Source organism: Cobetia sp. 5-11-6-3 (genome assembly GCF_013374055.1).
Classification (GTDB): domain Bacteria; phylum Pseudomonadota; class Gammaproteobacteria; order Pseudomonadales; family Halomonadaceae; genus Cobetia; species Cobetia marina.
Map to the genome: position 1 here is coordinate 66,704 of NZ_BLWJ01000001.1, position 26,276 is coordinate 92,979.

The window sequence follows — 26,276 nt, forward strand, 5'->3', positions numbered from 1 at the left end:
AGCCTCATGCGCCAGAACCCAGAACCAGATGTCGGAAACAAGAACGCCACCCGAAGGTGGCGTTGTCACGTAACCGCTCTCGCTCTGGCGGATCAGGTAGGCACGCTGCGACTCTGCGACGCCAGCCAGCCAAGGAGGGTCGCGACGCGCGGATCCCGCTCCAGCTCGCGGTGACAGACAGCACCCCATTCACCGCACCCTGTCGTCACCTGCCCGGTCGGGTTGATGAGTCGACCGTTCGCCAGGTCATCGTCGGCAAAGGGCCCGTTGACCAATGCCACGCCCTCCCCCCGCGCCGCCATCTCCAGGGCGACGGCCAGGGTGTCGACCACGATGCAATTGCGGGTAGGACAAGGGCCTAGCGACAATGCCTCGAAGTAACTCTCCCAATTCCAGCCCTCGGTGTAGACCCCGATCAACGGCAGCGTCTTCAAGGCATCCGCGGGGACCGGGCGTGCATCGTCGCCCAGCAGCTGGGGGCTGCAGACCGGGAAGAGGCGTGACTCGAACAACGGCTGCCAGTGGAGGTGGTCCGCCAGCGGCGCATCGCGGAAGACGATACCGACATCGGCATTGGCCTCATCGAACTCCCAGCCGAGACTGCACGTCATCAGCTTGAGCTCGACTTCAGGATGCATGGCCTGGAAATGCGACAAGCGAGGTGCCAACCAGCGAATCGAGGTCGTCACATAGACCTGAATCGTCAGCGGCTGGGCATGCTGCATCTGGCGCAGGGACTCGGCGCCTTGCACCAGACCCGCCAGCGCTTCACGCACCACCGGATAGAAACGCTCGCCAGCCGCCGTCAGCACCACATGACGGCCTTCACGGGCAAACAGTTTCACCTCCAGACTCTCTTCGAGACGCTGAATCTGGTTGGCGATGGCCGGATGCGTCAGGTTCAGCTCCTCGGCAGCCGCGCGGAGACTCAGCAGACGCGCAGCCGCTTCAAACCCTTTCAGCGAACTCAAGGGCGGCAGTTTCTGCAGTGGCAGAGGGGTTGGCATAGACGACACTCACGAAAGGCGAAAGGCGAGCAGGAAGCAACCGGTACCCCATGAACGATAGACGTTCTCGACGCTCTCTCCCGTTCACGGCACACGGCCGCCCTCTGGCCCTCTTTCGCCATGAGACAATGGCAAAGCGGGTGACCGTCGCTGACAGCCACCCGCACAATTGACCTCATGTTACCAAAGCCGCCATGCCGCGTAATGCCGATGCGCGTCGGCAAGCTACCTGGGTCCGGCTCCGCCGGCCTGACTCAACCGGCCTGACTCAGACGGCCTGGCTCAGCAGACGCTCATCGAAGGGATAGTCCGACAACAGCTCCACCTGACCATCGTCACGAATGTACAGCTGCTCTTCGAGCTTGACGCCTTCGCCGCCGGACTCATGTCCGATATAGCTCTCCACGCATAGTGTCATCCCCGGTTGGAGGATGCCGTCGTAGCCCTTGTCCTCGATATCCTCGCGATGAACGATGTAGGGATACTCACCGTTCATCCCGACACCATGCGCCAGGGCAAAGTAGCGACGCGCGCGATAGCCGGGAGGGATTCGCCAGGCACGTTCGGCGTATTCCTTGAAGCTGACCCCCGGCTTGAGATTTTCCATGTTGGTCTGGATCTGGTCATACGCCATGCGATAGAGCGATTTCTGCTCGGCGCTGGCCTCACCCGCGCCACACAGGAAGGTTCTCGAGAAATCCGCGTAGTACCCGTAACGCCCGACCACATCGGTATCCAGCGCGACCAGTTCTCCCGCCTGGATGATCCGGTCGGAACATTCCTGGAACCAGGGATTGGTGCGCGGCCCGGAATTCATGAGGCGTGTCTCGATGAAGTCGGCGTCTGTCTCGATGATGTGCTGATGCAGTCGGGACCAGACGTGATTCTCGGTGATCCCAGGCCGTATGGAGGCCTCCAGTTTGCGCACTCCCTCCTCGACCGCTCTCAGCGAGGAGCGAATCATCTTTATCTCGTTGGGCACCTTGAAGGCTCGCGCCTGCTCAAGGGGCTCCTGAGCATCCAGCACCTGATAGCCTCGCTGCTCGAGCATGAAAGCGGCTTCCGCGGTCGCGCTCTCGATGGCGATCCGCTCACCTCCGCCGCACTGACGCACCAGATCGATGATTTCATCCGCCCAGGCTCTGGTGACGGCTTGTGTATTCTTCTCGTTGAAGTAATAGGAAATCGCCTTGGCCGGGCGAATCTCGTCCACGGTCGGCAGATGGCTGGCCAGGTGTTCGCACCCCGAGAACTCGAACAACACGACCGGCCCTGCGGCGGGGACGAATACGTAGCGAGCGGGATTGCGCGAACTGTACACCTGCATGTTGCGGGACCCGGTGGCATAGCGGACGTGTGCCGGGTCGAACAGGACTGCCGCCATGATATCGCGTCGGGCCAGCTCCTGGCGAACACGCGCGAGTCGGTCACATTGGATCTGCGCAATCTCTTCCGACGTCGGTTCGCAGTCTTCCAGTGCATGGGTCGGAGCGAGGATGCCCATCGCCGTCAGGTCCATTTTCATGTGGGATGCCCTGTGGGGAGTGTTCGATCAAGCGCCCGAAAGGCGCATGCAAGTTGAGAAGGCGTCACGGGAATACCGGACATCGATCAGTCGAGCAGACCGTCGGCGCGCTGGACGTATCGGGCTTCCGCCAGAATGTGCTGCTCCGAGACGCGCCCATACAGCTGGCGCGTGCGTTCCAGTCGCCCCACCACTCCCGGCGTTTCGGAATAGGCGAAGATCGCCGTCAGTCGGGGCACCTCACCCGACACCTGCGTGACGCGGTGCAGACTGAACCGCCCCTTGAACAACTGCAGATCCCCCGGGTTGAGACTCAGGGTCTTCACCGCTTCACGCGACTCTCCCCGGATCACTTCGCCCACGGCAGCGTAATGCTCATCGTTGGGGGTGCGGATGCCGGGACAATACTCGAACTGACCACCGCTCTCGGGCTGTTGGGTCATCATGGTGACGATGAATTCGTTGGTGTCGTAGTGCCAGGGTTGCTCGGTGCCCTCTGGCAGCACGTTGAGCACGAGCCCGGCAAAGGGGTCGGCATACTCGTACACCCGCTCGCGCCCAAGACAGGCCGACACCAGTTGCTTCATGGCCTGCGAGACGAACAGCCGCTGCATCAGGCTATCGACAGGAATCATGTCGCGCGTCACGAAGCCACTGGTGCGGGTCATGAACAGGCGACGCGGATCCTGGTGGGGCAAGCGGTCGTCATCGGCCGTGAAATAGGCATTCACCTCGCGAGTGTTGAAGAACGCGCACTCGGCGAGACGAGCCGTTTCCGCTTGCATCTGCGCAAGACGCTCCGGACGCAGAAATCCTCTCAATACGGCGCAACCCTCACGTTCAAGATCTTCACGCGCCTTGGCGATCGCGGCCTCAAGCGCTGGAGATCGGGGGTCATGCAGGGGGTAACGCTCGGTATCGATCAGCGCGGAGAGATCGACGGTCTCGGCATCGGCCAATGGCGGGGGCATCGCGGAAGTCAGGTCAGTCACGGAGGTATCCTCACGTCGTGGGGCTGGGGGACAAGACAGCTCGTGGGTCAGGCACTATGCTGGCCAGAATCCATGCATTTGAGAAACGAGTCATTTCAATGAAATCCATCGGAAAACCCGATACATCAAGCACAGACGCCCCTCGCCCCTTGCCATCGCTGGATACGGATCTGCTGCTGGCATTCGTGACCGTCGCCGACAGCGGGAGCTTCACTCAGGCGTCACGCCATCTGCACCGTACCCAGTCCACCGTCAGTCTGCGCATCAGCACTCTCGAGGAACGACTTGGCTATCGACTGCTGATACGCACCAGTCGTCATATGGAATTGACCGATGCCGGCCGAACGTTTCTTCGCTACGCACGCCGCATCCTGCAATTGCAACGTGAAGCCGTGGCTGCCCTCGGTGAAAACGATCAACCGATCACGTTGCGCCTCGGCTTGCCGGAGGACTACGCCACCACCTGGCTGCCGCAGCTATTGGCACAGATCAGTGAGCGTCATCCCCAGATCCGGCCACACATCCACTGCCGGATGTCCACGGAACTGCTGGAACAGCTCGATGCCGGTCAGCTGGATCTGGTCATCGCGGTCAGTCACAACCAACAACGCCAGGGGGAGTTGCTGTCTCGCGAGCCTGTGGTGTGGGCGGCGCATCAACGCTTCGTGCTGGACCCCTGCGCTCCGCTGCCATTGGCACTGTTCCCTGAGCAATGCATCTATCGCGAACGGGCCTTGTCCGCCCTGACGCAGGCCGAACGCGGCTGGCGTATCGATTCCACCAGTCAGAGCCCCAGCGGCTTGAGAGTCATCGTCAATCAGGGCCATGCCATCACGGTGGCAGATCGACGTTCGTTGCCTGAAGACTGGTATGAACTGGGTGAGGACATGGGTCTGCCAACGCTGCCTACCGCGGAGATCGAACTTCATCGCTCTCCCAGCCTGACGCACCCGATATTCGATACCTGTGCAGAGATGATTCGCGAATTGTTGCGAGACGAGGCTCAGACCTGAGGCGAGAAGGTGCCGCCCATGCGGTCTTGCTGCTTATGCACGAATTTTCACTATCCCGAATACGCCCTCCACGCATCCATTGACGACAGCCGAGAAGATTTTTCTCTTACCACTGCCCTACGCTGCACGGCAGTTCACTGCATGCCCCTGATCGACTGGCGCCCTCCCCGGCAACATCGCAAGACACGACAACAAGAACGAGGAAACTCACATGTTCGGAGCATCCGTGCGTCCACTGGTCTTCTGGCCACCTTTCATTCTGCTGTTCGCCTCCGTATTGGCGAGCTTGATCGATCTGGACAGCTTTCTGGCTGTCACCACCAATCTCAACAACCAGGTACTCAGCAAGTTAGGCTGGTTGTTTTCCATCACGGCGCTCAGCATGGTGGTGGCCTGCCTCATCGCCTATCTTTCGCCACTGGGCCGTACCCGTATCGGCGGCGAGAACGCGACGCGACTGTTGTCCCCATGGCGTTGGTTCTCCATCACGTTATGCACCACGTTGGCCGTAGGCATCATGTTCTGGTCGACCGCAGAGCCGCTTTATCATCTTCACTCGCCGCCCACTTCGCTGGACATTGCCGCCAATAGCCCGGAAGCCGCGCGGTTCGCGCTCTCGACCATGTTCCTGCACTGGTCGTTCACGCCCTATGCGATCTACACCGTCCCTGCGCTGATCTTTGCCCTGATGCATTACAACCTCGGCAAGCCCTTCTCGCTCGGCACCCTGTTCGTGCCGCTGCTGGGAGACCGACTGATCGGTCGCAAGGGACGTGTGCTCGATGCACTCGCGCTCTTCGCCCTGGTCTGTGGCATGGCGTCGTCCCTCGGCACAGGGGCCATGACCCTGGCAGGCGGCATCGACCGTTTCCTCGGCACTGGCTCGGGTCCGCTGATGCTGGGCATCGTCACCCTCGCGATCGTGCTGTGTTTCACCGCTTCAGCGGCCAGTGGTCTGCAGAAGGGCATCGCACGCCTGTCCGCCATCAACGCCAAGGCCTTCTTCGCCTTTCTCATCTTCGTGTTCGCCTTCGGTCCGACGCTGACCATCCTCGGCTACGGCACGGAAGCGGCTGGCGAGTACTTCACCAACTTCATGAGCAAGAATCTGTTCACCGGGGCCTTCGACAATGACCCCTGGCCACAGAGCTGGACCATCTTCTACTGGGCCAACTGGATGGCATGGGCGCCGATTTCCGCCCTGTTCCTGGGCAAGATCTCGCGGGGCTATACCGTGCGGCAGTTCATGCTGATCAACATGGTGGCGCCCTCGCTCTTCTCGATCATCTATGTCGCGGTGTTCAGCAGCACCACGATCAAGCTGGATATGGAAACTGGCGGCGCCCTGTATGGCATCCTCTCGGATTCCGGCGCGGGCTCGGTGATCTACGCACTCTTCGATGAGCTACCGATGAGCTCTCTGGTGGGGGGAATCTTCCTGGTCATCGCCTTCCTGTCCTTCGTGACAGCGGCCGACTCCAATACCGACGCCATCAGCCAACTCTGCAGCTCGGATAGCCAGGAAGCTCTGGCAGGCAACGAAAGCGAAGACCGCAGCAAGGGGCGACTGATGATGAAGATCATCTGGGGCTCGACCATCGGCGCCGTCGCCTGGATCATGACCTCCTTCGTCGGCATCGACGGCATCAAGATGCTCTCCAATCTCGGCGGCGTGCCGGCGCTGTTCATCGTCATCGGCGCGACTGCCTCGTTGATTCGACTGGTCTCCATCGGTACCGCCAAGATCGGTCTCGAGCATACGCCGTCACGCAGTTATTCGGCAGAAGCCCATCAGCGTTGGCAATCTTCCCAGTCCAGCTGAGCCAACTCGAGATGGCGTGATACTGCAGTCCTCAAGAGAAAACCACGACACCCCCGGGCCGAGAGGCGACGGGGGTGTCGTGGTTTTCTCTTGAGCGTCATGGCCCGCACGGTGGCGTAGACCCTGCGGCCCGCGTGGCGGTCAGAACGCGCGCACCTCTGGAGTAATTTTTGACAGAACTTTCCGCAAATCCTGCCAGCGCATTACATGAACGCGCGCGTATATACGCCGTTGATGAGCGAATCTCAACGCTGACAAAACAGAAATTTATGAGTTAGCATCCGCATCCTCATAAGAAATTATAGGAATGCGCATGTTTGGTTCATCCGTCCGCCCACTCGTCTTCTGGCCACCGTTCATCCTGCTGATGGTTGCGGTGGCCGCGAGCCTCATCAATCTTGAAGGATTCCTCGCGACCACCACCACCCTGAATGACTGGGTGCTCGACAAGTTCGGTTGGCTGTTCTCGATCACGGCGCTTGCCATGGTGGTAACGTGCCTGGTGACATACCTTTCACCATTGGGACGCACGCGAATAGGCGGAGAAAATGCCAGTCGGATTCTGACGCCATGGCGCTGGTTCTCCATCACGCTGTGTACCACCCTGGCCGTTGGCATCATGTTCTGGTCAACTGCAGAACCGCTCTATCATCTGCATACTCCGCCAGGTTCACTGGATGTGGCTGCCAATACGCCTGAGGCTGCCAGATTCGCACTCTCGACCATGTTCCTTCACTGGTCATTCACGCCGTATGCCATCTATACCGTCCCCGCCTTGCTGTTTGCCCTGATGCATTACAACCTGGGAAAACCCTTCTCTCTGGGGACGCTTTTCGTGCCATTGATCGGTGACAAGTTGATCGGTCGCAAGGGGCGTGCGCTGGATGCATTGGCGTTGTTTGCGCTGGTCTGCGGCATGGCATCTTCGCTGGGAACCGGTGCCATGACGCTTGCCGGCGGCCTGGATCGCTTCCTGGGCACCGGTACCGGCACCATGATGCTGGGTCTGGTGACTCTCGCCATCGTGGTCTGCTTTACCGCCTCCGCGGCCAGCGGTCTGCAGAAAGGCATCGCGCGCCTGTCCGCCATCAATGCCAAGGCCTTCTTCGTCTTCATGGCCTTTGTCTTCCTGTGTGGCCCGACCCAGACCATTCTCGGCTACGGCACGGAAGCGGCTGGCGAGTATTTCAACAATTTCATGCAGAAAAGCCTGTTCACCGGTGCCTTTGATGGTGATCCGTGGCCGAAGAGCTGGAGCATCTTCTACTGGGCCAACTGGATGGCATGGGCACCGATTTCCGCCCTGTTCCTCGGCAAGATCTCCCGTGGCTATACCGTGCGTCAGTTCATGCTGATCAACCTGGTCGCACCGGCCCTGTTCTCGATTACCTATGTCAGTGTCTTCGCAAGCTCCACCATCGAATTCGATATGCAGAGCGGCGGCGCGCTGTATCAATTGCTGAATGATTCAGGTGCCGGTTCCGTCATCTATGCCCTGTTCGATGAGCTTCCGATGAGCGGCCTGGTCGGCATCGTCTTCCTGATCATCGCCTTCCTGTCCTTCGTGACGGCGGCTGACTCCAATACCGAAGCGATCAGTCAGCTGTGTAGCACCGACAGTCAGGCTGCCATGGCCGGAGACAGCGATGAAAATACCAATGACCGCCTGCTCATGAAGATCATCTGGGGCTGCACCATCGGTGCCGTCGCCTGGATCATGACCGCATTCGTCGGGATCGATGGCATCAAGATGCTCTCCAACCTCGGCGGTGTCCCGGCGCTGTTCATCGTGATTGTCGCAACAGCCTCCCTGCTGCGCCTGGTGTCGATCGGTACCGCTAAGATCGGTCTCGAGCACACGCCTTCCCGCAGTTACTCCCCGGAGGCCCACCAACGCTGGGAGAGCACACGCAAATCGTCGGCAACCTCGCAGTAGACTGCGATTGATGCGTCACAACGAAAACGCCCTGCACATTGTGCAGGGCGTTTTCATGAGAGTGTCGACAGTGAGGCAGCTCTCATCATGCGGCTCGGGCATCATTTCATGTCGACGATCCACTCATGCGCGGGGTCATTCTTGAATTTCCAGACCCGCTTGGGGCCAGCCATGACATTGAGATAATAAAGCTCATAGCCGTGTGGAGCGGCGGCGGGATGATACCCCTCCGGTACCATCACACAGCAGCCATCTTCCACCGCCATGGTCTCATCCAGGGATCGGTCATCGGTATAGACGCGCTGGAACGCAAACCCTTGTGACGGATTGAGCTTGTGGTAGTACGTCTCCTCCAGGAAAGACTCTTCCGGCAGATTGTCGGCACAGTGCTTGTGCGGAGGGTAGCTGGACCAGTTGCCAGGGGGCGTATAGACCTCCACCACCAACAGACTATCGGCGGGCTCCGTCTGGGGAAGAATGTCCTGCACGTGACGTGTGTTGGTCCCCTCGCCACGTGTCGAACAGGCCACCTGCTCGGGGCGAATCAGGCGAGCGGCATGATTGCCATGCCCCGGAGCACTGCAGACGGCTATCTCCAGCTCCGTCAGTGCTTCCACTGAATAGGCTATCCCGTCCGGAAGATACACCGAGTACGGCGGCAGGTGTTCAAACACGCTCATGCGTTCACCGATGTTCTCGAACGTCTGGTCACCGGTACGCACGGTTGCGCGTCCCGAGAGCAGCACGAGGCACTGTTCGCGACTCTCGGTGTGGCGCTCGAAACGCTCACCTTGTTTCAGGCGATGTACGCGAAAGCCTACGTGTGTCCAGCCTGCAGATTCCGGAGTGACTTCCAGTAGCGTTCCATCTTCACCAGGGGCATGCGGTCTCACGAGAAGTGTCATGTTCTTGTCCTTTTCAGCAGCAGGGAGAAGTGGGCTCAACGAATCTCACTGAGCAGTACCCGGCGCCCTTCGCGATAGGAAATCAACGCCGCTTCGGCCAGTTCAAGCGCGGCGAGTCCATCCTGCGCGCCGGCCAGCGGGGCACGACCTTCTTGCCAGGCAGTGACGAAATCTCCCACTTCACGCACATAGGCCTGCGCGTAACGCTCGAGGAAGAACCACTGTGGACGCTCTTCCACCACACCTTCCACGCCGGTGAAGCGCAGGCGCGTATCCGTCTCGTTGCGCGCCTCCAGCATGCCCTGGCTGCCAAAGACCTCGATCCGCTGGTCATAGCCGTAACAGGCACGACGCGAGTTGCTGATGGAGACCAACTTGCCGGAAGCACTCTTCAGATTGATGAGTGCGCTATCCAGATCTCCCGCTTCACCGATGGCTGGATCCACGAGGCAGCTGCCACTGACCGTCACCTCCGTGACCGGCTCGCCCAGCAGCCAGACCGCCATGTCCAGATCATGAATGCTCATGTCACGGAAGAGTCCTCCCGAAGCTGCCACATATTCTGCGGGCGGCGGCTCTGGATCACGGCTGGTGATGGTGATCATCTCGAGTTCGCCGATTCGTCCCGCTTCCAGCGCCTGCTTGAGCGCCGAGAACTGAGGGTCATGGCGACGATTGAACCCCAGAGCACAGGTCACGGGGTGCTCCGCCAGCACACCAAGACAGTGACGCGTTCGCGCAAGATCCAGATCGATCGGCTTCTCGCAAAGTACCGCCTTGCCCGCACGGGCCGCACGCTCAAGGAAGTCACAGTGAGTCGGAGTGGAGGAGGCGATCAGAACGCCATCAATCTCCGCTGACGCGAAGATGTCCTCCGCCGTCATCACCGGCACACCATATTCCGCAGCGAGTGAATTGGCAGCCTCCGGGAAGGCATCACTGACACATGCCAGTTGCGCCAGGGGGTGATCAGAGATGGCGCGAGCGTGAACACGGCCGATGCGACCGGCGCCCAGCAGAGCGATTTTCATGTGAAGCGTCCTCCATATCTATGGCGTTTGTTGTTGTTGCGTCTCGAACGAATTGAGAGAGATTGTCGGCGGTCACTACCTCCTGTAGTGCTCGCCTTTGCCGTACTTCAGCCTCGAAGGTTGGCAGCGCCCTCTTCCTGCAATGAGATGTCGTGCGGTGTGGTGCCCTGCACTTCCTCGCTGCCCTGCTGGCGAACGCCCAGTCCGATGGCCAGTGCCTGGGCCAGGCATAGCGTGGACGTCAGGCCTCGGAAGCCTTGCACTTCGGCTTCGTTCACCACCAACACGACATCTGCATGGTGAGTCAGTGGGCTCAGGGAAGAGTCGGTGATGAGTATCGTGGGGGTACCACGCTCACGCGCCACATGGACGGCAGACTGCACCTCTTCTGCGTAGGGCGCGAAGCTGGTGACCAGCAGACAGTCCTGGCGGGAGATCGCTTCTGCCTGCTCGCGATACATCGCCCCCATGCCATCCATCAGGAAGGCGCGTTTGGCGATATGCCGCAATGAGTAGGCCAGGTAGCTTGAGACGACGAAACTTCGCCGTGCTCCCAGAAGGTGAACAGCCTCCGCGGCTTCCAGCAGATCGAGAGCTCGCTCGATATCCTTGGGCGCGATACGTCCTGGCAGTTCGCCAAGTGCCTGCTGATTGGCAGCCGAGAAACTTCTCAACAGCTCGTGAGCGCCAGGACTCTCGCCGGTCACCTCGCGAGCGACCCTGATGCGCTCACTGTAACTGGGCTCCGCTTCGACCAGGCGAGCCCGAAACAGCTTCTGCATCTCTGAAAAGCCCGAAAACCCCAGCGCGTTCGCGAATCGAATAAGCGTCGAGGGAGTGACATCAGCCTTCTCGGCAAGCCCCGCCACCGTGCCGAAAGCCACCTCCTGGGGGTGATCCAGCAAAAAGCGCGCGCTTTGCTGAAGACGGCGCGACAGATGCGGATACTGCTGCGTGATATGCGCTTCGAGAGATTCAAATGACTGCAATTGGCGTGCAGTCGTCTGCAAGGGGGTTATCTCAGCCATGGGACCTCCTGTCGCGGCTCACCTGCCAATGCGGCGTCGGAGCGGCCGTACCTCGAGTGAGCGATGATTGGCAGTGTAGGCATATGGAATGAAAATTCCAATACAAAAATAAATCGAATATTCCTGTTGCATTCCCCAATTCTGGAATCTACATTCCATAAGCGGATCAAAACGGAACGCCATGTTCCTGCCTTGTGTCAGGGCGCCCGCTGAGTGACAGGCACCACCGTGACGGCACACCACCTCACACAATGAAATGATCCTGCTTGCGCCCATAGAGGCACTGAAACGGGATGCCGAGACGCCAATCCGGCAGCCCGTACTGACAACGACAATAATCAGAGACGTCAGGAGTCATCGATGAACCACGCCAATTCACACGCTCATCCAGTTCCAGCCCATCCCCGTACCGGAAAGCCCCGCCACGAAACGTCCCGCTTTCGTCGCATCACCGCCGGCATCGTCACGGCTCTGCTGGCAGCCTCAGCCGCCAATGCCGTGTGGGCAGCGGACTCCGAGCGCTATGTCATGATCACCCATGGACAGAACTCCGACCCTTTCTGGTCCATCGTCAAACGCGGTGCGGATGATGCTGCCCAGGCGCTTGGGGTCAAGGTCGAGTATCGCGCTCCCTCCACCTTTGACATGGCCAAGATGGCGCAATTGCTGGATGCCGCAGTGGCCTCTCAGCCCGATGGCCTGATCATTTCATTGACCGATGCCGATGCACTGGGCAAGGGCATCAAGAATGCGGTGGACCAGAAGATTCCCGTCATCACCATCAATTCCGGTGGCGACAAATCCAAGGACGTCGGTGCTCGCTTGCATATCGGTCAGAGCGAGTATGAGGCTGGGCGTGCTGCGGCTGAGCGCATGATGGACAGTGGTGCCAAGCACGGCCTGTGCATCAACCAGGAACAGGGCAACGTGGGTCTGGATGCCCGCTGTGCAGGCTTTATCGAGGGGTTTGACGGCAGTGCAGACGAGCTGGCGACCAGTACCGATCCGACCGAGATCAAGAATTCCCTGGTGGCATATCTCAATCAACACAGCGAGATCGACTCGATTCTGGCTCTGGGGCCCCTCAGCTCTGAACCCATGCTCAAGGCCATGCAGGAAGCCGGTGCCACCCAGAAATTCCAGCTGGGCACCTTCGATCTCTCTCCCGATATTCTCGCTGCCGTCCAGGCCGGGGAAATGAACTTTGCCATTGATCAGCAACAGTACCTGCAGGGCTATCTGCCGGTGGTCTTCATGCATCAGTACCACCTTCACGGTCTGATGCCGGCTGGCGATGTCGCCACAGGGCCGGGATTTGTCACCGCCGAGAATGCCGGTCAGGTCATCGAGCTGTCAGAGCAAGGCATTCGCTGAGCTCTCCCATCTGGCAACACTTTCATTTCCGTGAGATGGCGCCTTCCTCGAGGAGGCGCCAGGAGGGAACATCATGACCGATCACGCCATGAGCGCTGTTTCAGAGACGGATGACGAGCGCCTCCGTCGCGTTCACCCCTTGAAAGCCGCACTGAAACGCCCCGAATTCGGTGCCATTGCCGGCACTATTCTGGTATTTGCCTTCTTCTCTGCCGCGGCCTCAGGGACCGGGATGTTCAGCCTGGCAGGCATACTCAACTTTCTGGAGGTCTCCGCTCAGCTGGGGATCCTGGCCATCGCGGCGTCATTGCTGATGATCGGAGGGGAGTTCGATCTTTCCCTTGGCTCCATGATCGGCTTTGCCGGCATCCTGATCGCCATCCCTGCCGTGCAATACGGTTGGCCACTCTGGTTGGCCATCACCTTCGCCTTTGCCAGCGCCGTGCTGATCGGCTGGATCAACGGCTATCTGGTGATGCGCACCGGCCTGCCCTCCTTCATCGTGACCCTGGGATTCCTGTTCATTCTTCGTGGCCTGGCCATTGGCCTGACGCGCTGGACGACCGGCCGCACTCAAGTCGGGGGCATCCAGGAACTGGCGGATCACGATTGGCTGGCCCCGCTCTTCTCCGGCGAGGTATTCACCGGCCTCTTCAGCTGGATGGCGGCGCAGGGCTGGATCGCGACCAACTTCGCGGGCAACCCTAGCGTCACGGGAGTACCGATCTCCATCGTCTGGTGGATCGTGCTGGCCATCGCCGCGACCTGGCTGCTGCTCTACACGCGATTCGGCAACTGGATCTTCGCGTGTGGCGGCGACGTGAATGCCGCTCGCAACGTCGGCGTCCCGGTCATGAAGGTCAAGATCGTGCTGTTCATCTTCACGGCTGTCGCCGCCACCATCTTTGCCTGCCTGCAGGTGATGGATACGGGGTCGGCTGACACGACGCGCGGACTGCTCAAGGAACTGGAAGCCATCATTGCCGTGGTCATCGGCGGCGCTCTGCTTACCGGCGGCTATGGGTCTGCCATAGGGGCCGTCTTCGGTGCGCTTATCTTCGGCACGGTCCAGATGGGCATCTTCTACACCGGGGTCAACACTGACTGGTTCAAGGTCTTTCTCGGCGCCATGCTTCTGATCGCGGTGCTGTTCAACAACTACGTGCGCAAGAAAGCCCTGGAGGCCAAGTGATGACTGCCAATGCCAACCTGCAACAGGTGCCGGAACAGACCACGACCGCCGCAGACCGAGCCAGAGGTAACACCCCGAAAGCCGCTGACACTCGCACGCCATTGATCGAGATGCAGGCCGTCGACAAGCACTTCGGCAATGTGGTCGCTCTCTCCGACATTTCGCTGAAAGTGTACGCAGGCGAAGTCATGTGCCTGCTGGGCGACAATGGCGCCGGCAAGTCTACCCTCATCAAGACCCTGTCAGGGGTACATGCCCCGACCCACGGTGAGCTGCTGCTCGAGGGCACCCCTGCCAACTTCACGACACCAGGTCAGGCGCTTGATGCCGGCATCGCGACGGTCTTTCAGGATCTGGCGATGATTCCCCTGATGTCGATCACCCGCAACTTCTTCATGGGACGTGAGCCCACCAAGGGGGTCGGCCTCTTCAAACGTGTCGACTGGGCATTCGCTGACCGTGTCGCGCGGGAGGAAATGGCCAAGATCGGGATCGATGTCCGCGATCCGTCCCAGCCGGTGGGTACCCTGTCCGGCGGTGAGCGTCAGTGCGTGGCGATCGCACGGGCCGTCTACTTCGGTGCCAAGGTGCTCATTCTTGACGAGCCGACCTCGGCACTGGGGGTCAAGCAGGCGTCCAAGGTGCTGCGCTATATCGCACAGGCTCGCAATCGAGGGCTCGGGGTCATCTTCATCACGCACAACGTTCATCATGCCTATCCCATCGGCGATGCGTTCACCCTGCTCAAGCGCGGTACCTCTCTGGGTAGCTGGCGCAAGGAAGACATCACGCGTGAGGAAGTGCTCAACATGATGGCCGGCGGCGAGGAAATGGCCAGCCTGGATGCGGAACTGGCGGAATTCCAGCGGATGGACGCCGCCACGGTGGCCTGACACGGCACCATCGCGCCGGTCACGCTGCAGCAGAGACGTCGAGGCTGCTCCAACGCCTCGACGTGCACCGATTACTGTCAATGCCGGTCATCACCGGCCTATATCAAGGGACATGCCAATGACGCGCCACTCACCTCACTCACCTGACCTGGATGTCATCTGCCTCGGCCGCGTCGCCGTCGACCTCTATGCCGAACAGATCGGTGCGCGCCTCGAAGACGCCACCAGCTTCAAGAAATATCTGGGCGGCAGCTCCGGCAACATGGCGTATGGCACGGCACGCCTCGGACTCAACTCCTCGATGCTGGGTCGCGTCGGCAATGAGCAGATGGGCGAATTCCTGCGCGAGGAACTCGCCTCGGTCGGCTGCGATGTCAGCCATCTCAAACGTGACCCCGAACGTCTGACCGGACTGGTGCTTCTGGGCATCAAGGACAAGGACCAGTTCCCGCTGCTCTTCGTACGCAACGACTGCGCCGACATGGCCATTGATGAAGATGATGTGGACCCGGCGTTCATCGCTCGAGCCCGCGCCCTGGCGATCACCGGCACCCACCTTTCCACTCCCCGCACCCAACGTGCCGCCCGCAAGGCACTGGATGCCGCACGCGAGGCCGGCGTGAAGCGCGTGCTGGATATCGACTATCGCCCCGTACTCTGGGGGCTGACCAGCATCGGGGATGGCGAGACGCGCTTCGTCGCGGACGAGAGTGTCAGTCAGCACATGGCCCGTTGGCTGGGTGACTTCGACCTGATCGTCGGCACGGAAGAAGAGTTTCATATCGCGGGCAACAGTACCGACACGCTGGACGCGCTGCGCGAGGTTCGCCGTCACAGCGATGCCGTGCTCGTGTGCAAGATAGGGGCACGCGGCTGCGTCATCTTCGAGGGCGACATCCCACGACATCTGGAAGACGGCATTCTGGTCGAGGGCGTCAAGGTCGAAGTCATGAACGTGCTTGGCGCCGGTGATGCCTTCATGAGTGGCTTCCTGCGTGGCTATCTTCGCGATGAAAGCTGGGACACTTGCGGCCATTACGCCAACGCGTGTGGCGCATTGGTCGTGTCTCGCCATGGATGTGCACCTGCCATGCCCACGGAAGCGGAACTGTTCGATTATCTGAGCCGCCGCGAGTCCGTGCCACGCCCGGACCTTGATGATCATCTGACCCACCTGCATCGCGTCACCACTCGTCGGGTAGCGCACTGGGAGAGCGTGCTGGGGCTGGCATTCGATCACCGTCGTCAATTCCTGGACATGGCACGCGATGTCGAAGGCGACCCCGAGCGCCTGCCACGCCTCAAGCAGCTACTGGTAGAGGCCACCCGCAGCGCGGCGCAACAGGCCGGTATCCAGCGCCCTGCCATTCTCTGTGATGATGTCCTGGGACAGGATGCGCTCAATGACACGGCAGCACTGGACTGGTGGGTAGGCCGTCCGGTCGAGCTCCCCAGCTCGCGGCCTTTGCGCTTCCAGCATGGTGATGACATCGGTAGCCAGTTGCGACGCTGGCCGCGCCACCACATCGTGAAGTGCCTCGTGTTCTATCACCCGGACGATGAGGCCACGCTGCGCCTCGATCAGGAAGCCCGCCTGCGCCAGCTGTATGACGCCTGCTGCATGTCGGGGCATGAGTTGCTCATCGAGGTCATCCCGCCACGTCAGGCAGACGCACCCGCCTGTGATGAGACCACCGTTCCACGTAGCCTGGAGCGTCTCTACAACCTCGGCATTCGCCCGGACTGGTGGAAACTGCCCGCTCTGACGACGCAAGGTTGGGAACGCGTCAGCCGAATCATCAGCGCTCGCGACGCCTGGTGTCATGGTGTCGTGCTGCTGGGGCTTGATGCGCCGATCGAAGAGGTCAAACGCGGTTTCGAGCAGGCAGCGCGTTTCCCGATCTGCAAGGGGTTCACCGTCGGGCGCACCTTGTTCACTGCCCCTAGCCAGGCCTGGCTGTCAGGCAGCATTGACGATGCGACCCTGATACGTCAGGCCGCTGACAACTATCTCGACTTGATCACCCATTGGCAGCAGCTGCGTGATGCCCATTGCGGCGCAGCGGATGTCAGTCCTGCCACACCGCTCGCAGAAGGAGTCCTGCAATGAGCCCCGTTTTCCACTCGGCGCCGCCGCCGGGTACCGTGCGTCTGACCGTCGCCCAGGCACTGGTGCGCTACCTGAGCCGGCAATACATCGAACAACATGGACAGGAAGTCCCCTTGTTCGGTGGCTGCTTCGCCATCTTCGGCCACGGCAACGTGGCGGGTCTCGGCGAGGCCTTGCACGCCGCGGGCGATGATTTTCCCACCTATCGCGCCCACAACGAACAAGGCATGGCCAATGCGGCCATTGCCTACGCCAAGGCCAACAATCGCCGTCGCATCATGGCGTGTACCTCGTCCATCGGGCCTGGTGCCACCAACATGGTGACGTCTGCAGGGCTTGCTCATGTCAATCGGTTACCGGTGCTGTTCCTGCCCGGCGATACCTTCGCCAGCCGCGCACCGGACCCGGTGCTCCAACAGGTCGAGCACTTCAATGACCCGGGCCTGAGCGTCAATGACTGCTTCCGTCCCGTGTCACGCTTCTTTGACCGCATCACGCGACCGGAACAGTTGCTGACCAGCCTGCCTCAGGCGCTGGCCACGCTGCTGGACCCCGTGGATTGTGGCCCTGCCACCCTGTGTCTGCCACAGGATGTCCAGACGCTTGCCTTCGAATGGCCGGAAGACTTCTTCACCCGTCGGGTGCATCACATCCGTCGCGCTCCCGTCGCTCAGGAAGAGCTGGTGGCAGCCCTGGACACACTGCGCACAGCCAAGCGGCCACTGCTGATTGCCGGGGGTGGCGTGCATTACAGCGAGGCGTGCGAGGCCCTCGCCGCCTTTGCCCAGCAACACGGCATTCCAGTGGTCGAGACACAGGCAGGCAAGGGCGCCCTGCCCTGGGACCACGCTCGCAACATGGGCGCAATCGGTGTCACCGGCGCGGCCAGCGCCAACCAGCTGGCACGTGAAGCCGACGTCATCATGGCCATCGGATCACGACTTCAAGATTTCACCAGCGGCTCTCGCACGCTCTTTGAAGCCGCCGGCCAGACACTCATCAACCTCAATGTCGGTCGCTTCGACGCCGTCAAGCATGGCGCACGGCAACTGCAGTGCGATGCCCTGCGGGGGCTTGATGCCTTGACGGCAGGGCTGGGTGACTGGAGCGCGCCAGACAGCTGGGTGCAACGCCAATCCGGGCTCAAGCAGGAATGGGAAGCGGTCCGCAAGAGCGTGATGGCTGATCAGGGTCTCTCGCTGCCAACCGATGCCCAGGTGCTCGGGGCCGTGAATCGTCAAGCGACAGATGACACCACGGTGGTCTGTGCTGCCGGCGGTTTGCCAGGTGAGCTTCACAAGCTATGGGCGGCCAGTGTCCCCGGCAGTTATCACGTGGAATATGGCTTCTCATGCATGGGCTATGAACTGGCCGGCGGGATGGGCGTCAAGATGGCACGCCCGGAGCGGGACATCGTGGTTGTGGTCGGCGATGGCAGTTACCTGATGCTCAACTCTGAGCTTGCCACCTCCGTGATGCTCGGCCACAAATTGACCGTCGTCGTACTCGATAACCGAGGCTACGGCTGCATCAATCGCCTGCAACATGCCACCGGCGGCGCCGGCTTCAACAACCTGCTCAAGGACTGCCGCACCGTTCCGGAAGGCGCCCCCAAGGTGGACTTTGCGGCGCACGCTCGTGCACTGGGCTGTCAGGCCGAACAGGTCACGGGGATTGGCGAACTGGACGCCGCGCTCGAGCGTGCTCGAACCTCATCGACGACCTACGTCATCGCGCTGGACACGGACCCATTGCCCTCCACCCAGGAAGGCGGGCACTGGTGGGAGGTCGCCATTCCCGAGGTCAGCGAACGTACTGAGGTCCGTGACGCCTATCAGAGCTATCTGTCGCACAAACGCCAGCAAGCTCGCTGACGCATTTCAGGGCCGGCCAACCGCCATTGCGACATCCGTTGGCCGGCCTGGACGATACGCCATCTCTCGGAGGCCACCGTGCCTCCCTGCACTCTCGATATCTCAATATCTCAATATCTCAATATCTCGAAGAAGGATACCGCCATGAGCATTCGCCTGGGCATCAACCCGCTGACCTGGACCAACGACGACCTGCCAAGCCTCGGCGCGGATACCCCGCTGGAAGTCTGTCTCGGCGAAGGCCGCCAGGCAGGTTTTGTCGGTTTCGAGCTGGGCAACAAGTTTCCGCGCGAGGCGCAGGCCCTGTCTCGCGCACTCGGCGCGCACGATCTGGCTCTCGTTTCCGGCTGGTATTCCAGCCGCCTGCTGGAACGCAGCATTGACGAGGAAATTGCCGCGCTGGATGACCACCTTCAGCTACTGAAAGCCTGCGGCGCGACAGTCATGGTGTACTGCGAGGTCAGTCGTTGCGTGCACGGTGACCAGGACATGCCTGTCTCGCGGCGCCCGGTCATGAACGACGCCGATTGGCAACGACTGACCACCGGGCTGGATGCCGTGGCACGCCACATGGCAGACCAGGGCGTGGAGATGGCCTATCACCACCATATGGGTACCGTCATCGAGAGCCAGGCCGACATTGAACGGTTGATGGCCTCCACCACACAGGTACGACTGCTGCTGGACGCCGGCCACCTGACCTATGCCGGTGGAGACCCCGTCACCATCGCCGAGCGCCACGCGGACCGCATCAGCCATGTGCACTGCAAGGACATTCGTCTCGCCGTCATGGATAACGCCATCAACCGTGACAAGTCCTTTCTGGATGCCGTACTCGATGGCGTGTTCACCGTGCCGGGGGATGGCGGGATCGACTTCGCCGCGCTGTTCGCCGTACTGGCACGCAAAGGCTACGGCAAGGATACAGAGCGCTGGCTGGTCGTGGAGGCCGAGCAGGATCCCTCCGTTGCCGACCCGCTGACCTACGCCACTCTGGGCTACCAAAACCTCTCCCGGCTTGCCCGGGACGCAGGCCTCATCAACTGATTTCACCCTTTTCAGACATCGCCACTCCTCCTGAACAAGACGCAAAGGATGCCTCATGCAACAGTTACATCACTTCATCAACGGTCAGATCCAACCCGGCGACAGTGGTCGCAATGCGGCGGTCTTCAATCCTGCGACCGGTGAGCAGTCCGCCAGTGTCGCGCTGGCCAGCGCCGAGGAAACTCGCAGTGCCATCGCGGCCGCCAGCGCCGCCTTCCCTGGCTGGTCGAATACCTCGGCGCTCAAGCGCTCACGCATCCTGTTCCGTTTCAAGGCGCTGCTGGAAAAGCACAGCGACGAACTCGCCACGCTGATCTCCCGCGAGCACGGCAAGGTGCATTCGGATGCGCTTGGCGAGGTGACTCGCGGCATGGAAGTCGTCGAATTCGCCTGCGGCATGCCTCACCTGCAGAAAGGCGAGCACTCGCTGAACGTGGGCACCGGGGTGGACAGCCACTCTCTGATGCAACCGCTGGGGGTGTGTGCGGGCATCGCTCCCTTCAATTTCCCGGCCATGGTGCCGATGTGGATGTTCCCCATCGCCCTGGCCACCGGGAATACCTTCATCATGAAGCCGTCCGAGAAAGATCCCTCTGCCCCGCTGCGTATGGCGGAACTGCTGACGGAGGCCGGCCTGCCGCCGGGCGTGTTCAACGTCGTCAATGGTGACAAGGAAGCCGTCGATGTCCTGCTGACCGATGAGCGCGTCGAGGCCGTGTCCTTTGTCGGTTCTACCCCGATCGCCGAATACATCTATTCCACTGCCTCGGCACATGGCAAGCGTGTTCAGGCCCTGGGGGGGGCGAAGAATCATATGGTCGTGATGCCGGATGCCGATCTGGATCAGGCGGCAGACGCCCTGATGGGAGCGGCGTACGGCAGTGCCGGTGAGCGCTGCATGGCCATCTCGGTGGCAGTCCCGATCGGCGAGCAGACCGCAGAGCGACTGCGCGACAAGATCCTCGAGCGCATGGCCACTCTGCGGGTGGGGCCGGGTGAGGTCGAAGGCCAGGAAAATGACATGGGACCGCTGATCTCCCGCGTACATGCTGACAAGGTCATCGAGTTCATCGACAGCGGTGTTGAGCAAGGTGCGGAGCTGGTCGTGGATGGCCGTGACATCACGGTGCCCGGACACGAGAACGGCTATTTCGTGGGCGCGACCCTGTTTGATCATGTCCGCCCAGACATGCGCATCTATGCCGAGGAAATCTTCGGACCGGTCCTGTGTCTGGTTCGTCAGGAGTCACTCGATGAGGCGATCGCGCTCATCAATGCCCACGAGTATGGCAATGGCACGGCCATCTTCACTCGCGACGGTGATGCTGCCCGCCAATACACCACTCGCATTCAGGTCGGCATGGTCGGCGTGAACGTGCCGATTCCTGTACCGATGGCATTCCACAGCTTTGGCGGCTGGAAGCGCTCTCTCTTTGGCCCGCTTCACATGCATGGCCCGGATGGCGTGCGCTTCTATACCCGCATGAAAGCCGTCACCACCCGCTGGCCTGACGGTCTGCGCAGTGAAGCCAGCCACTTCACCATGCCGACACTCTGATCCACCACTCTCAGGGTCGGGCATGACAGCGTCATGCCCGACCGCTTTTCATCGCGCCTTGCCAGACCGGCAAGGCACATGACCGCCATGGAGGCACGTCATGACGCACAACATGAAAGTGGGTGTCTGTACCTGGACCTTCGGCCCGCTGCCGATCGAGGATATCTTCGCGCGGACCGCACGCCTGGGGTTTGACGGGGTGGAACTGCATGGCGATCTCGACGCCTTCACACCAGACATGATCCGCGCCCTTTGCCAGACGCATGGGCTGGAAGTGTTCTCACTCACGCCGGGAGATTGCGATCCCGCCTCCCCCGACGCGTCGGATCGCGAGGCTGCCGAGACCTACTATCGACAGCTGATCGACTTTGCCCAGGCGCTCGGCGGCGCGCGAGTCTCACTGCACGGACTCGTGGGGCGAATCCGTCCCGCGGATGGCAGTGATCAAGACAGCGAATACCGCCACCTCGTCGAAGTGCTCACCCCACTGTGTGACCATGCAGCAAGTCGCGAGGTGCCGCTCGTCTTCGAAGTTCTCAATCGCTACGAATCCCACCTCATCAACACTGCAGCCCAGTGTCGCAGGCTCATCCAGGACATCGGTTCTCCCCAGCTCAAGGTATTGCTGGATGCCTACCACATGAATATCGAAGAGCCTGACCCCGTGCGAGCGCTGGCCGAGACTGGCGATCACCTGGGGCTTTATCACGTCGCCGACTCCAATCGCGGCGGTATCGGTCAGGGGCATAGTCAGCTGGCGGATCAATTCACCCAGCTGCGGGCCATGCACTATGACGGCCCGATCATCGTCGAGGCACCTGCCATGGGCCCTGACCCCTTCACGCCGGTCAAGACGGGCGATTATCTGACAACACTGGAAGATCAGTTGTCACGCAGTGTCTCGGCGCTTCGCCAGCATTTCGCGCTCGACGTACCTGCCTGAGCCTTCAGGCGCCTTACCTCCCATGGAGTGATACCTCATCACCTGCATGGGCATAACAACATCGCGGGCAGCGAGTCACGCCAACCCACTCGTCTGCCTGTTGCCATCTGCGCGGGACGCCTTCACGTCCCAACGCTGGAGATTTCACATGACTGCCAAGCTCTCGCCCGACAGGGCCGGACATTCCCTGTCACGTCAGCAACTCGGCTATCTGATACGTATCACGCTGATCGCCACTCTAGGCGGGTTGCTCTTCGGTTATGACACCGGCGTCATCTCCGGAGCCATCGGCCCCATCGCTGAATATTTCCAACTGACACCCGCCGAAAAAGGCTGGGCGGTGTCCTCCGTCGTCATCGGCTGTATCGCAGGGGCCATCAGCGCCGGCTGGATCTCCATCCGATTCGGCCGACGCAAGGCCTTCCTGATTGCCGCCATCTTGTTCCTGCTCTCCGCCATCGGCTCTGCCACGGCGACTGATTTCCACTATTACACCCTGTGGCGCATCATCGGAGGGATGGCGGTGGGGCTGGCCAGTGTGGTCGCGCCGATGTACATCTCTGAAATGTCCCCCGGGCATCTGCGAGGTCGTACCGTCAGCCTGTTCCAGCAGTCGATCGTCTTCGGACAGATGGTGGTGTTCTTCGTTAACTACTTCATCGCCAAGGGCATGGCCGAACACTGGATGATCGACCATGGCTGGCGCTGGATGCTCGGGTCCGAGGCCCTGCCCGCCTTGCTGTTCGGCGCATTGCTGTTCTTCATTCCGGAATCGCCCCGCTGGCTGGTGCTGAGAGGTCGTCCCGAGCAAGCCCGCAGCATACTGAGCCGCTTCACTCCTGCCGAAGACCTGGACCAGACACTCAACAGCATCATCACCTCCTATCGTGACTCCTCGCGGGACAATCTCATCAGTCTGCGTGAGCGCGGCCTGCTGGGGCTGGTGATACTGGGTGTCTTCATCGCCAGTGCCCAGCAACTGACCGGCATCAATGTCGTCATGTATTACGCGCCGGACGTATTGTCCTCGGTAACCGCCAGCAGCGAGGATGCCCTGCTGCAGACCTCGATCATGGGTGTCACCTTCGTGGGCGGCAACCTGCTGGGGATGTTGTTGATCGACAAGGTCGGGCGTCGCCCACTGCTGATTGCCGGCAGTATCGGCAGCATGATCGGCATGTGTGCATTGGGCATCATCATCGGGCGAGATGCGGTGGGCTATGGCGCGCTGTTCGCGCTGATCGTCTACGTGGTGTCCTTCGCCATTTCCTGGGGCTGTGTCTGCTGGACACTGTTGTCGGAAATCTTCCCCAACGCGATTCGTGGACGCGCCATGGCGCTGGCCGTGGCTGGCCAATGGTTCGCGGGTTTCATGGTCACGCAGACCTTCCCGATGCTGCGCGAGAGTGACTGGCTCAACCACCTGTTTGGCAGCGGTTTCAGCTTCTGGCTCTATGCCGTGCTGACGCTGATGAGCCTGCTGGTGGTATTGCGCTATGTGCCGGAAACCAAGGGCAAGACCCTGGAAGAGCTTGAGAACATCACAGGCACTCGCCTCAGCAAACGTCGGCGGGCGCTCGCCAGCACGAGCTTGAGCAGCTGACGGCCATTGGTGACGCCCAGCGTCGTCTGGGCATCATGACCCATGTGCCCAATGACACATGAGTTGCATGCCACATGAGTTGCATGCCACATGAGCTCCTTGCCGACCACCTGATCACGTGGCCTTGGCAAGGAGCTTTCCTGTAGGGAGCCCGGGTGAGGAAAATTCAGCAGCACAGCACAGGGCACCCTCCTGGCATTGCACATGCGCTCAATACGCCATCTGCCCCACGAAACCGGCCTCATCTCGAATCCCTACTCGATTACCATCCGGGTCATGCAGATGGATCGTCCTCCCCCAGGGCGTCTCTTCGATCTCGGCCTCGATCCCCCATGCCCTGACCTCCGCCAAGGCCTTTTCGATGTCGCTGACATTGAAAAGGCCTTGGCGCTACCTTGCTCGGGACTCTTGCCTCCCTCAATCGCCCTTCCGCCCTGCTCGATCATCAAATATCCGTCTCCATAGGCCAGGCAGGTCAGCCTGAAACCGCTATCTTCCTGGTTGAAAAGAAGCGGCAGTTCAAAAAGGCCCTGGTAGAACGCGACACACTCATCGAACCGCTCTGTATTCAATATCAGGCCATACCGTGCGACGTTATGCTTCATCCCTGTGTCCTCTGGAAGCAGCTCGTGGTCTCTTGAGCATGCCACCGATGACAAGGCAGGACGATGTCGCTTTCACAAGAATACGCTCCCGCCGGCGCATGAAGATTGCCAGCGGGAGCGTCGCGCAACAGAGTGATGGCAAGCCTTGAGCGCTGCTGTTTTACTCCGTTGTCAGCGGCAAGCCTTGACGCGCCAACCGGCGACGACGCTTGCTGAGACGAGTCCCGGTGATGCCTTCCAGCTCTTCCAGGGTCTTGCCCTTGGTTTCCGGCACGTACCGCAGCACGATCAGCAGACTGAGGAAGGTCAGCACCGCATAGAGCCAGAAGCTGAAACCGCCACCGACCAACTCATTGAGGAAGTCGCTCTGGCGCATCATCGGGAAGGTCTGGGTGACGATGAAGCCGAGCAGCCACTGTGCGGCGACGGCCAGCGACATGGCGCGTGCGCGGATGGCATTGGGGAATATCTCGGAGACCAGTGTCCAGCAGACACACCCCCAGGAGATGGCAAACGAGACGACATAGACGATCAGGGCGATCAAGGCGCTGATGCCCGGCTCACCGTTACCGATGACGACCCCGAGGAATGTCATCCCGACGATGCTGCCAAGGCTCCCGGCGATCAGCAGCGGACGGCGCCCGACCTTGTCGATCAGCAGCATGCCCAGCAGGTTACCGGCGACGAAGGTGACGCCCATGATGGAAGTCTGCAGCAAGGCGTCTTCATTGCTGGATGTCACCGTCGACAGGACATCAGGCGCGTAATACATCACCACATTGATGCCAGTCAGCTGTTGGGCGGCGGCGATGAAGACACCGATGGCCACCAGCCCCAACATTCCCTTGGTGCGCAGAGACGCGTGGCGTTTGCTCTCGTTGTGCTGGAAGGATTTCTGGATCTCGCCCAGGGTGCGCTCGATGGCATCGGCGTGATAGAAGCGCGCCAGTACCCGCCGCGCATCATCCAGACGTCCTTTCAACACCAGCCAGCGCGGGGATTCCGGTACGAAGGGAATCAGTACCGCGAACAGGATCGAGATGATGGCTTCCGATCCCAGCATCCAGCGCCAGCCATGATTCAGGATCCAGGTCTCGGCCATGCCCTTGGCGATGAAGTAGTTCACGAAGAACACCACCATCTGGCCAAACACCACGGATTGCTGGAACAGGCTGACGGTGCGCCCACGCATGTAGCCCGGTGACATCTCGGAGATGTACATCGGTGCCATGACGCTGGCCATCCCGACCGCCAGTCCCCCCAGAATCCGCCACCAGATATAGGCATCGAAGGAGCCCGCCAGGCCAGAGCCCAACGCGGAAGCCGTGAACATCACGGCTGACAGCATGAACACGGCCTTGCGGCCATAGGCGATGGACAGGCGACCGGCGATGAGGGCGCCACCGATGCAGCCGATGACCACCGAGGAGACCGCCCAGCCCTTCTCTGCGGCGGACAGGTCGAAATATTCTGCGATCGGCCCGATGGCCCCGGAGATGACCCCCGTGTCATAACCGAACAACAGGCCGCCCAGGGCAGCCACCAGAATGATCTTGATCAGAAAGACGAGCTGGGTTGGCGTGAGACGCTCTTGTGCAAGTGATGTGGGTGAGTTGGCTGAAGAGGCAGCGGTTTCGCGGCCAGGGTGTGAAGTGGGCATGACGACCTCTCGTGATCGATTGTTATAGTATTACGAGAACTGCTGAAGCAGATGTGGCTCGTGCATTCATGGCCCGTGACGGACCACGCTGGCGAGACAAGTCATTGCGGTACCTTCCATGCCCTGCCGTCTTCTGGCGTGATGACGGCAGGGCTTCT

General features: G+C 60.8%; 20 protein-coding genes. 12 read left to right on the plus strand and 8 right to left on the minus strand.

Going from position 1 to position 26,276, the window contains the following annotated elements; translation table 11 throughout:
* Positions 1–92: 92 nt before the first annotated feature.
* The 3 genes from HXS66_RS00250 to HXS66_RS00260 all read right to left on the minus strand — a co-directional run bounded on the left by HXS66_RS00250 (position 93) and on the right by HXS66_RS00260 (position 3,524).
* Positions 93–1,007, minus strand: coding sequence for a LysR substrate-binding domain-containing protein (locus HXS66_RS00250; RefSeq protein WP_176502598.1), 915 nt, complete (start codon positions 1,005–1,007; stop codon positions 93–95).
* Positions 1,008–1,275: 268 nt separating this feature from the next.
* Entirely contained in the window at positions 1,276–2,532 is a 1,257-nt protein-coding gene (locus HXS66_RS00255) for a Xaa-Pro peptidase family protein (protein WP_176502599.1), read from the minus strand.
* Between the two features lie 86 nt (positions 2,533–2,618).
* Positions 2,619–3,524 (minus strand): phytanoyl-CoA dioxygenase family protein, encoded by a 906-nt coding sequence (locus HXS66_RS00260; RefSeq protein ID WP_308477987.1) that lies wholly within the window; start codon positions 3,522–3,524, stop codon positions 2,619–2,621.
* A gap of 98 nt (positions 3,525–3,622) precedes the next feature.
* Here HXS66_RS00260 and HXS66_RS00265 point away from each other — a divergent pair, with 98 nt between their 5' ends.
* From HXS66_RS00265 to HXS66_RS00275, 3 genes are all read left to right on the plus strand, one after another.
* Positions 3,623–4,537, plus strand: a complete 915-nt coding sequence (locus tag HXS66_RS00265; RefSeq protein ID WP_176502600.1) for a LysR family transcriptional regulator — start codon at positions 3,623–3,625, stop codon at positions 4,535–4,537.
* 211 nt (positions 4,538–4,748) lie between these two features.
* The gene (locus HXS66_RS00270; protein ID WP_176502601.1) at positions 4,749–6,359 is read left to right on the plus strand and encodes a BCCT family transporter; all 1,611 of its coding nucleotides are present in this window, start codon (positions 4,749–4,751) and stop codon (positions 6,357–6,359) included.
* 313 nt (positions 6,360–6,672) lie between these two features.
* Positions 6,673–8,295 carry a BCCT family transporter gene (locus tag HXS66_RS00275; protein WP_176502602.1) on the plus strand — a complete coding sequence of 541 codons (1,623 nt, stop codon included), beginning with the start codon at positions 6,673–6,675 and terminating at the stop codon, positions 8,293–8,295.
* Between the two features lie 101 nt (positions 8,296–8,396).
* Here the strand turns inward: HXS66_RS00275 and iolB are convergent, their stop codons facing one another.
* The 3 genes from iolB to HXS66_RS00290 all read right to left on the minus strand — a co-directional run bounded on the left by iolB (position 8,397) and on the right by HXS66_RS00290 (position 11,259).
* On the minus strand, positions 8,397–9,200 hold the full coding sequence (iolB, locus tag HXS66_RS00280; protein WP_084208911.1) for a 5-deoxy-glucuronate isomerase: 804 nt from the start codon (positions 9,198–9,200) through the stop codon (positions 8,397–8,399).
* Between the two features lie 35 nt (positions 9,201–9,235).
* Positions 9,236–10,231, minus strand: coding sequence for an inositol 2-dehydrogenase (gene iolG / locus HXS66_RS00285; protein WP_088743391.1), 996 nt, complete (start codon positions 10,229–10,231; stop codon positions 9,236–9,238).
* A 107-nt stretch (positions 10,232–10,338) separates the two neighbouring features.
* Complete coding sequence (locus HXS66_RS00290; protein WP_176493110.1) at positions 10,339–11,259, minus strand: MurR/RpiR family transcriptional regulator; 921 nt, start codon at positions 11,257–11,259, stop codon at positions 10,339–10,341.
* A gap of 360 nt (positions 11,260–11,619) precedes the next feature.
* On the opposite strand from HXS66_RS00290, the gene HXS66_RS00295 reads away from it, so the two are divergent.
* The 9 genes from HXS66_RS00295 (at position 11,620) to HXS66_RS00335 (ending at position 23,853) form a co-directional block, all read left to right on the plus strand.
* On the plus strand, positions 11,620–12,633 hold the full coding sequence (locus tag HXS66_RS00295; protein ID WP_176502603.1) for a sugar ABC transporter substrate-binding protein: 1,014 nt from the start codon (positions 11,620–11,622) through the stop codon (positions 12,631–12,633).
* A gap of 73 nt (positions 12,634–12,706) precedes the next feature.
* Positions 12,707–13,825, plus strand: a complete 1,119-nt coding sequence (locus tag HXS66_RS00300) for an ABC transporter permease (RefSeq protein WP_176502604.1) — start codon at positions 12,707–12,709, stop codon at positions 13,823–13,825.
* A 110-nt stretch (positions 13,826–13,935) separates the two neighbouring features.
* Positions 13,936–14,718, plus strand: coding sequence for an ATP-binding cassette domain-containing protein (locus HXS66_RS00305; protein WP_084209753.1), 783 nt, complete (start codon positions 13,936–13,938; stop codon positions 14,716–14,718).
* A gap of 118 nt (positions 14,719–14,836) precedes the next feature.
* Positions 14,837–16,828 carry a 5-dehydro-2-deoxygluconokinase gene (gene iolC / locus HXS66_RS00310; RefSeq protein WP_176502606.1) on the plus strand — a complete coding sequence of 664 codons (1,992 nt, stop codon included), beginning with the start codon at positions 14,837–14,839 and terminating at the stop codon, positions 16,826–16,828.
* Positions 16,825–18,702, plus strand: coding sequence for a 3D-(3,5/4)-trihydroxycyclohexane-1,2-dione acylhydrolase (decyclizing) (gene iolD, locus HXS66_RS00315; RefSeq protein WP_176502607.1), 1,878 nt, complete (start codon positions 16,825–16,827; stop codon positions 18,700–18,702). Before iolC ends, iolD begins: the two co-directional genes overlap by 4 nt.
* 144 nt (positions 18,703–18,846) lie before the next feature.
* Entirely contained in the window at positions 18,847–19,749 is a 903-nt protein-coding gene (gene iolE / locus HXS66_RS00320) for a myo-inosose-2 dehydratase (protein WP_176502608.1), read from the plus strand.
* A 55-nt stretch (positions 19,750–19,804) separates the two neighbouring features.
* Entirely contained in the window at positions 19,805–21,307 is a 1,503-nt protein-coding gene (locus tag HXS66_RS00325; RefSeq protein ID WP_176502609.1) for a CoA-acylating methylmalonate-semialdehyde dehydrogenase, read from the plus strand.
* A gap of 100 nt (positions 21,308–21,407) precedes the next feature.
* A complete protein-coding gene (locus tag HXS66_RS00330; protein WP_218015129.1) occupies positions 21,408–22,250 on the plus strand; it encodes a sugar phosphate isomerase/epimerase in 843 nt (280 codons plus the stop codon).
* A 148-nt stretch (positions 22,251–22,398) separates the two neighbouring features.
* Entirely contained in the window at positions 22,399–23,853 is a 1,455-nt protein-coding gene (locus HXS66_RS00335) for a sugar porter family MFS transporter (RefSeq protein WP_176493103.1), read from the plus strand.
* A 210-nt stretch (positions 23,854–24,063) separates the two neighbouring features.
* Here the strand turns inward: HXS66_RS00335 and HXS66_RS17585 are convergent, their stop codons facing one another.
* Both HXS66_RS17585 and HXS66_RS00340 read right to left on the minus strand, forming a co-directional pair.
* Positions 24,064–24,204: a VOC family protein gene (locus HXS66_RS17585; protein WP_373996110.1), complete on the minus strand. Its 141-nt coding sequence runs from the start codon at positions 24,202–24,204 to the stop codon at positions 24,064–24,066.
* A gap of 414 nt (positions 24,205–24,618) precedes the next feature.
* The gene (locus tag HXS66_RS00340; RefSeq protein WP_084208921.1) at positions 24,619–26,118 is read right to left on the minus strand and encodes a sugar porter family MFS transporter; all 1,500 of its coding nucleotides are present in this window, start codon (positions 26,116–26,118) and stop codon (positions 24,619–24,621) included.
* Positions 26,119–26,276: the final 158 nt, after the last annotated feature.

Excerpts from the sequence above, each read along its gene's own strand:
- HXS66_RS00250 (WP_176502598.1), bottom strand. The coding sequence starts at position 1,007 with ATGCCAACCCCTCTGCCACTGCAGAAACTGCCGCCCTTGAGTTCGCTG.
- HXS66_RS00255 (WP_176502599.1), bottom strand. The coding sequence starts at position 2,532 with ATGAAAATGGACCTGACGGCGATGGGCATCCTCGCTCCGACCCATGCA.
- HXS66_RS00265 (WP_176502600.1), top strand. The coding sequence starts at position 3,623 with ATGAAATCCATCGGAAAACCCGATACATCAAGCACAGACGCCCCTCGC.
- HXS66_RS00270 (WP_176502601.1), top strand. The coding sequence starts at position 4,749 with ATGTTCGGAGCATCCGTGCGTCCACTGGTCTTCTGGCCACCTTTCATT.
- HXS66_RS00275 (WP_176502602.1), top strand. The coding sequence starts at position 6,673 with ATGTTTGGTTCATCCGTCCGCCCACTCGTCTTCTGGCCACCGTTCATC.
- iolB (WP_084208911.1), bottom strand. The coding sequence starts at position 9,200 with ATGACACTTCTCGTGAGACCGCATGCCCCTGGTGAAGATGGAACGCTA.
- iolG (WP_088743391.1), bottom strand. The coding sequence starts at position 10,231 with ATGAAAATCGCTCTGCTGGGCGCCGGTCGCATCGGCCGTGTTCACGCT.
- HXS66_RS00290 (WP_176493110.1), bottom strand. The coding sequence starts at position 11,259 with ATGGCTGAGATAACCCCCTTGCAGACGACTGCACGCCAATTGCAGTCA.
- HXS66_RS00295 (WP_176502603.1), top strand. The coding sequence starts at position 11,620 with ATGAACCACGCCAATTCACACGCTCATCCAGTTCCAGCCCATCCCCGT.
- HXS66_RS00300 (WP_176502604.1), top strand. The coding sequence starts at position 12,707 with ATGACCGATCACGCCATGAGCGCTGTTTCAGAGACGGATGACGAGCGC.
- HXS66_RS00305 (WP_084209753.1), top strand. The coding sequence starts at position 13,936 with ATGCAGGCCGTCGACAAGCACTTCGGCAATGTGGTCGCTCTCTCCGAC.
- iolC (WP_176502606.1), top strand. The coding sequence starts at position 14,837 with ATGACGCGCCACTCACCTCACTCACCTGACCTGGATGTCATCTGCCTC.
- iolD (WP_176502607.1), top strand. The coding sequence starts at position 16,825 with ATGAGCCCCGTTTTCCACTCGGCGCCGCCGCCGGGTACCGTGCGTCTG.
- iolE (WP_176502608.1), top strand. The coding sequence starts at position 18,847 with ATGAGCATTCGCCTGGGCATCAACCCGCTGACCTGGACCAACGACGAC.
- HXS66_RS00325 (WP_176502609.1), top strand. The coding sequence starts at position 19,805 with ATGCAACAGTTACATCACTTCATCAACGGTCAGATCCAACCCGGCGAC.
- HXS66_RS00330 (WP_218015129.1), top strand. The coding sequence starts at position 21,408 with ATGACGCACAACATGAAAGTGGGTGTCTGTACCTGGACCTTCGGCCCG.
- HXS66_RS00335 (WP_176493103.1), top strand. The coding sequence starts at position 22,399 with ATGACTGCCAAGCTCTCGCCCGACAGGGCCGGACATTCCCTGTCACGT.
- HXS66_RS00340 (WP_084208921.1), bottom strand. The coding sequence starts at position 26,118 with ATGCCCACTTCACACCCTGGCCGCGAAACCGCTGCCTCTTCAGCCAAC.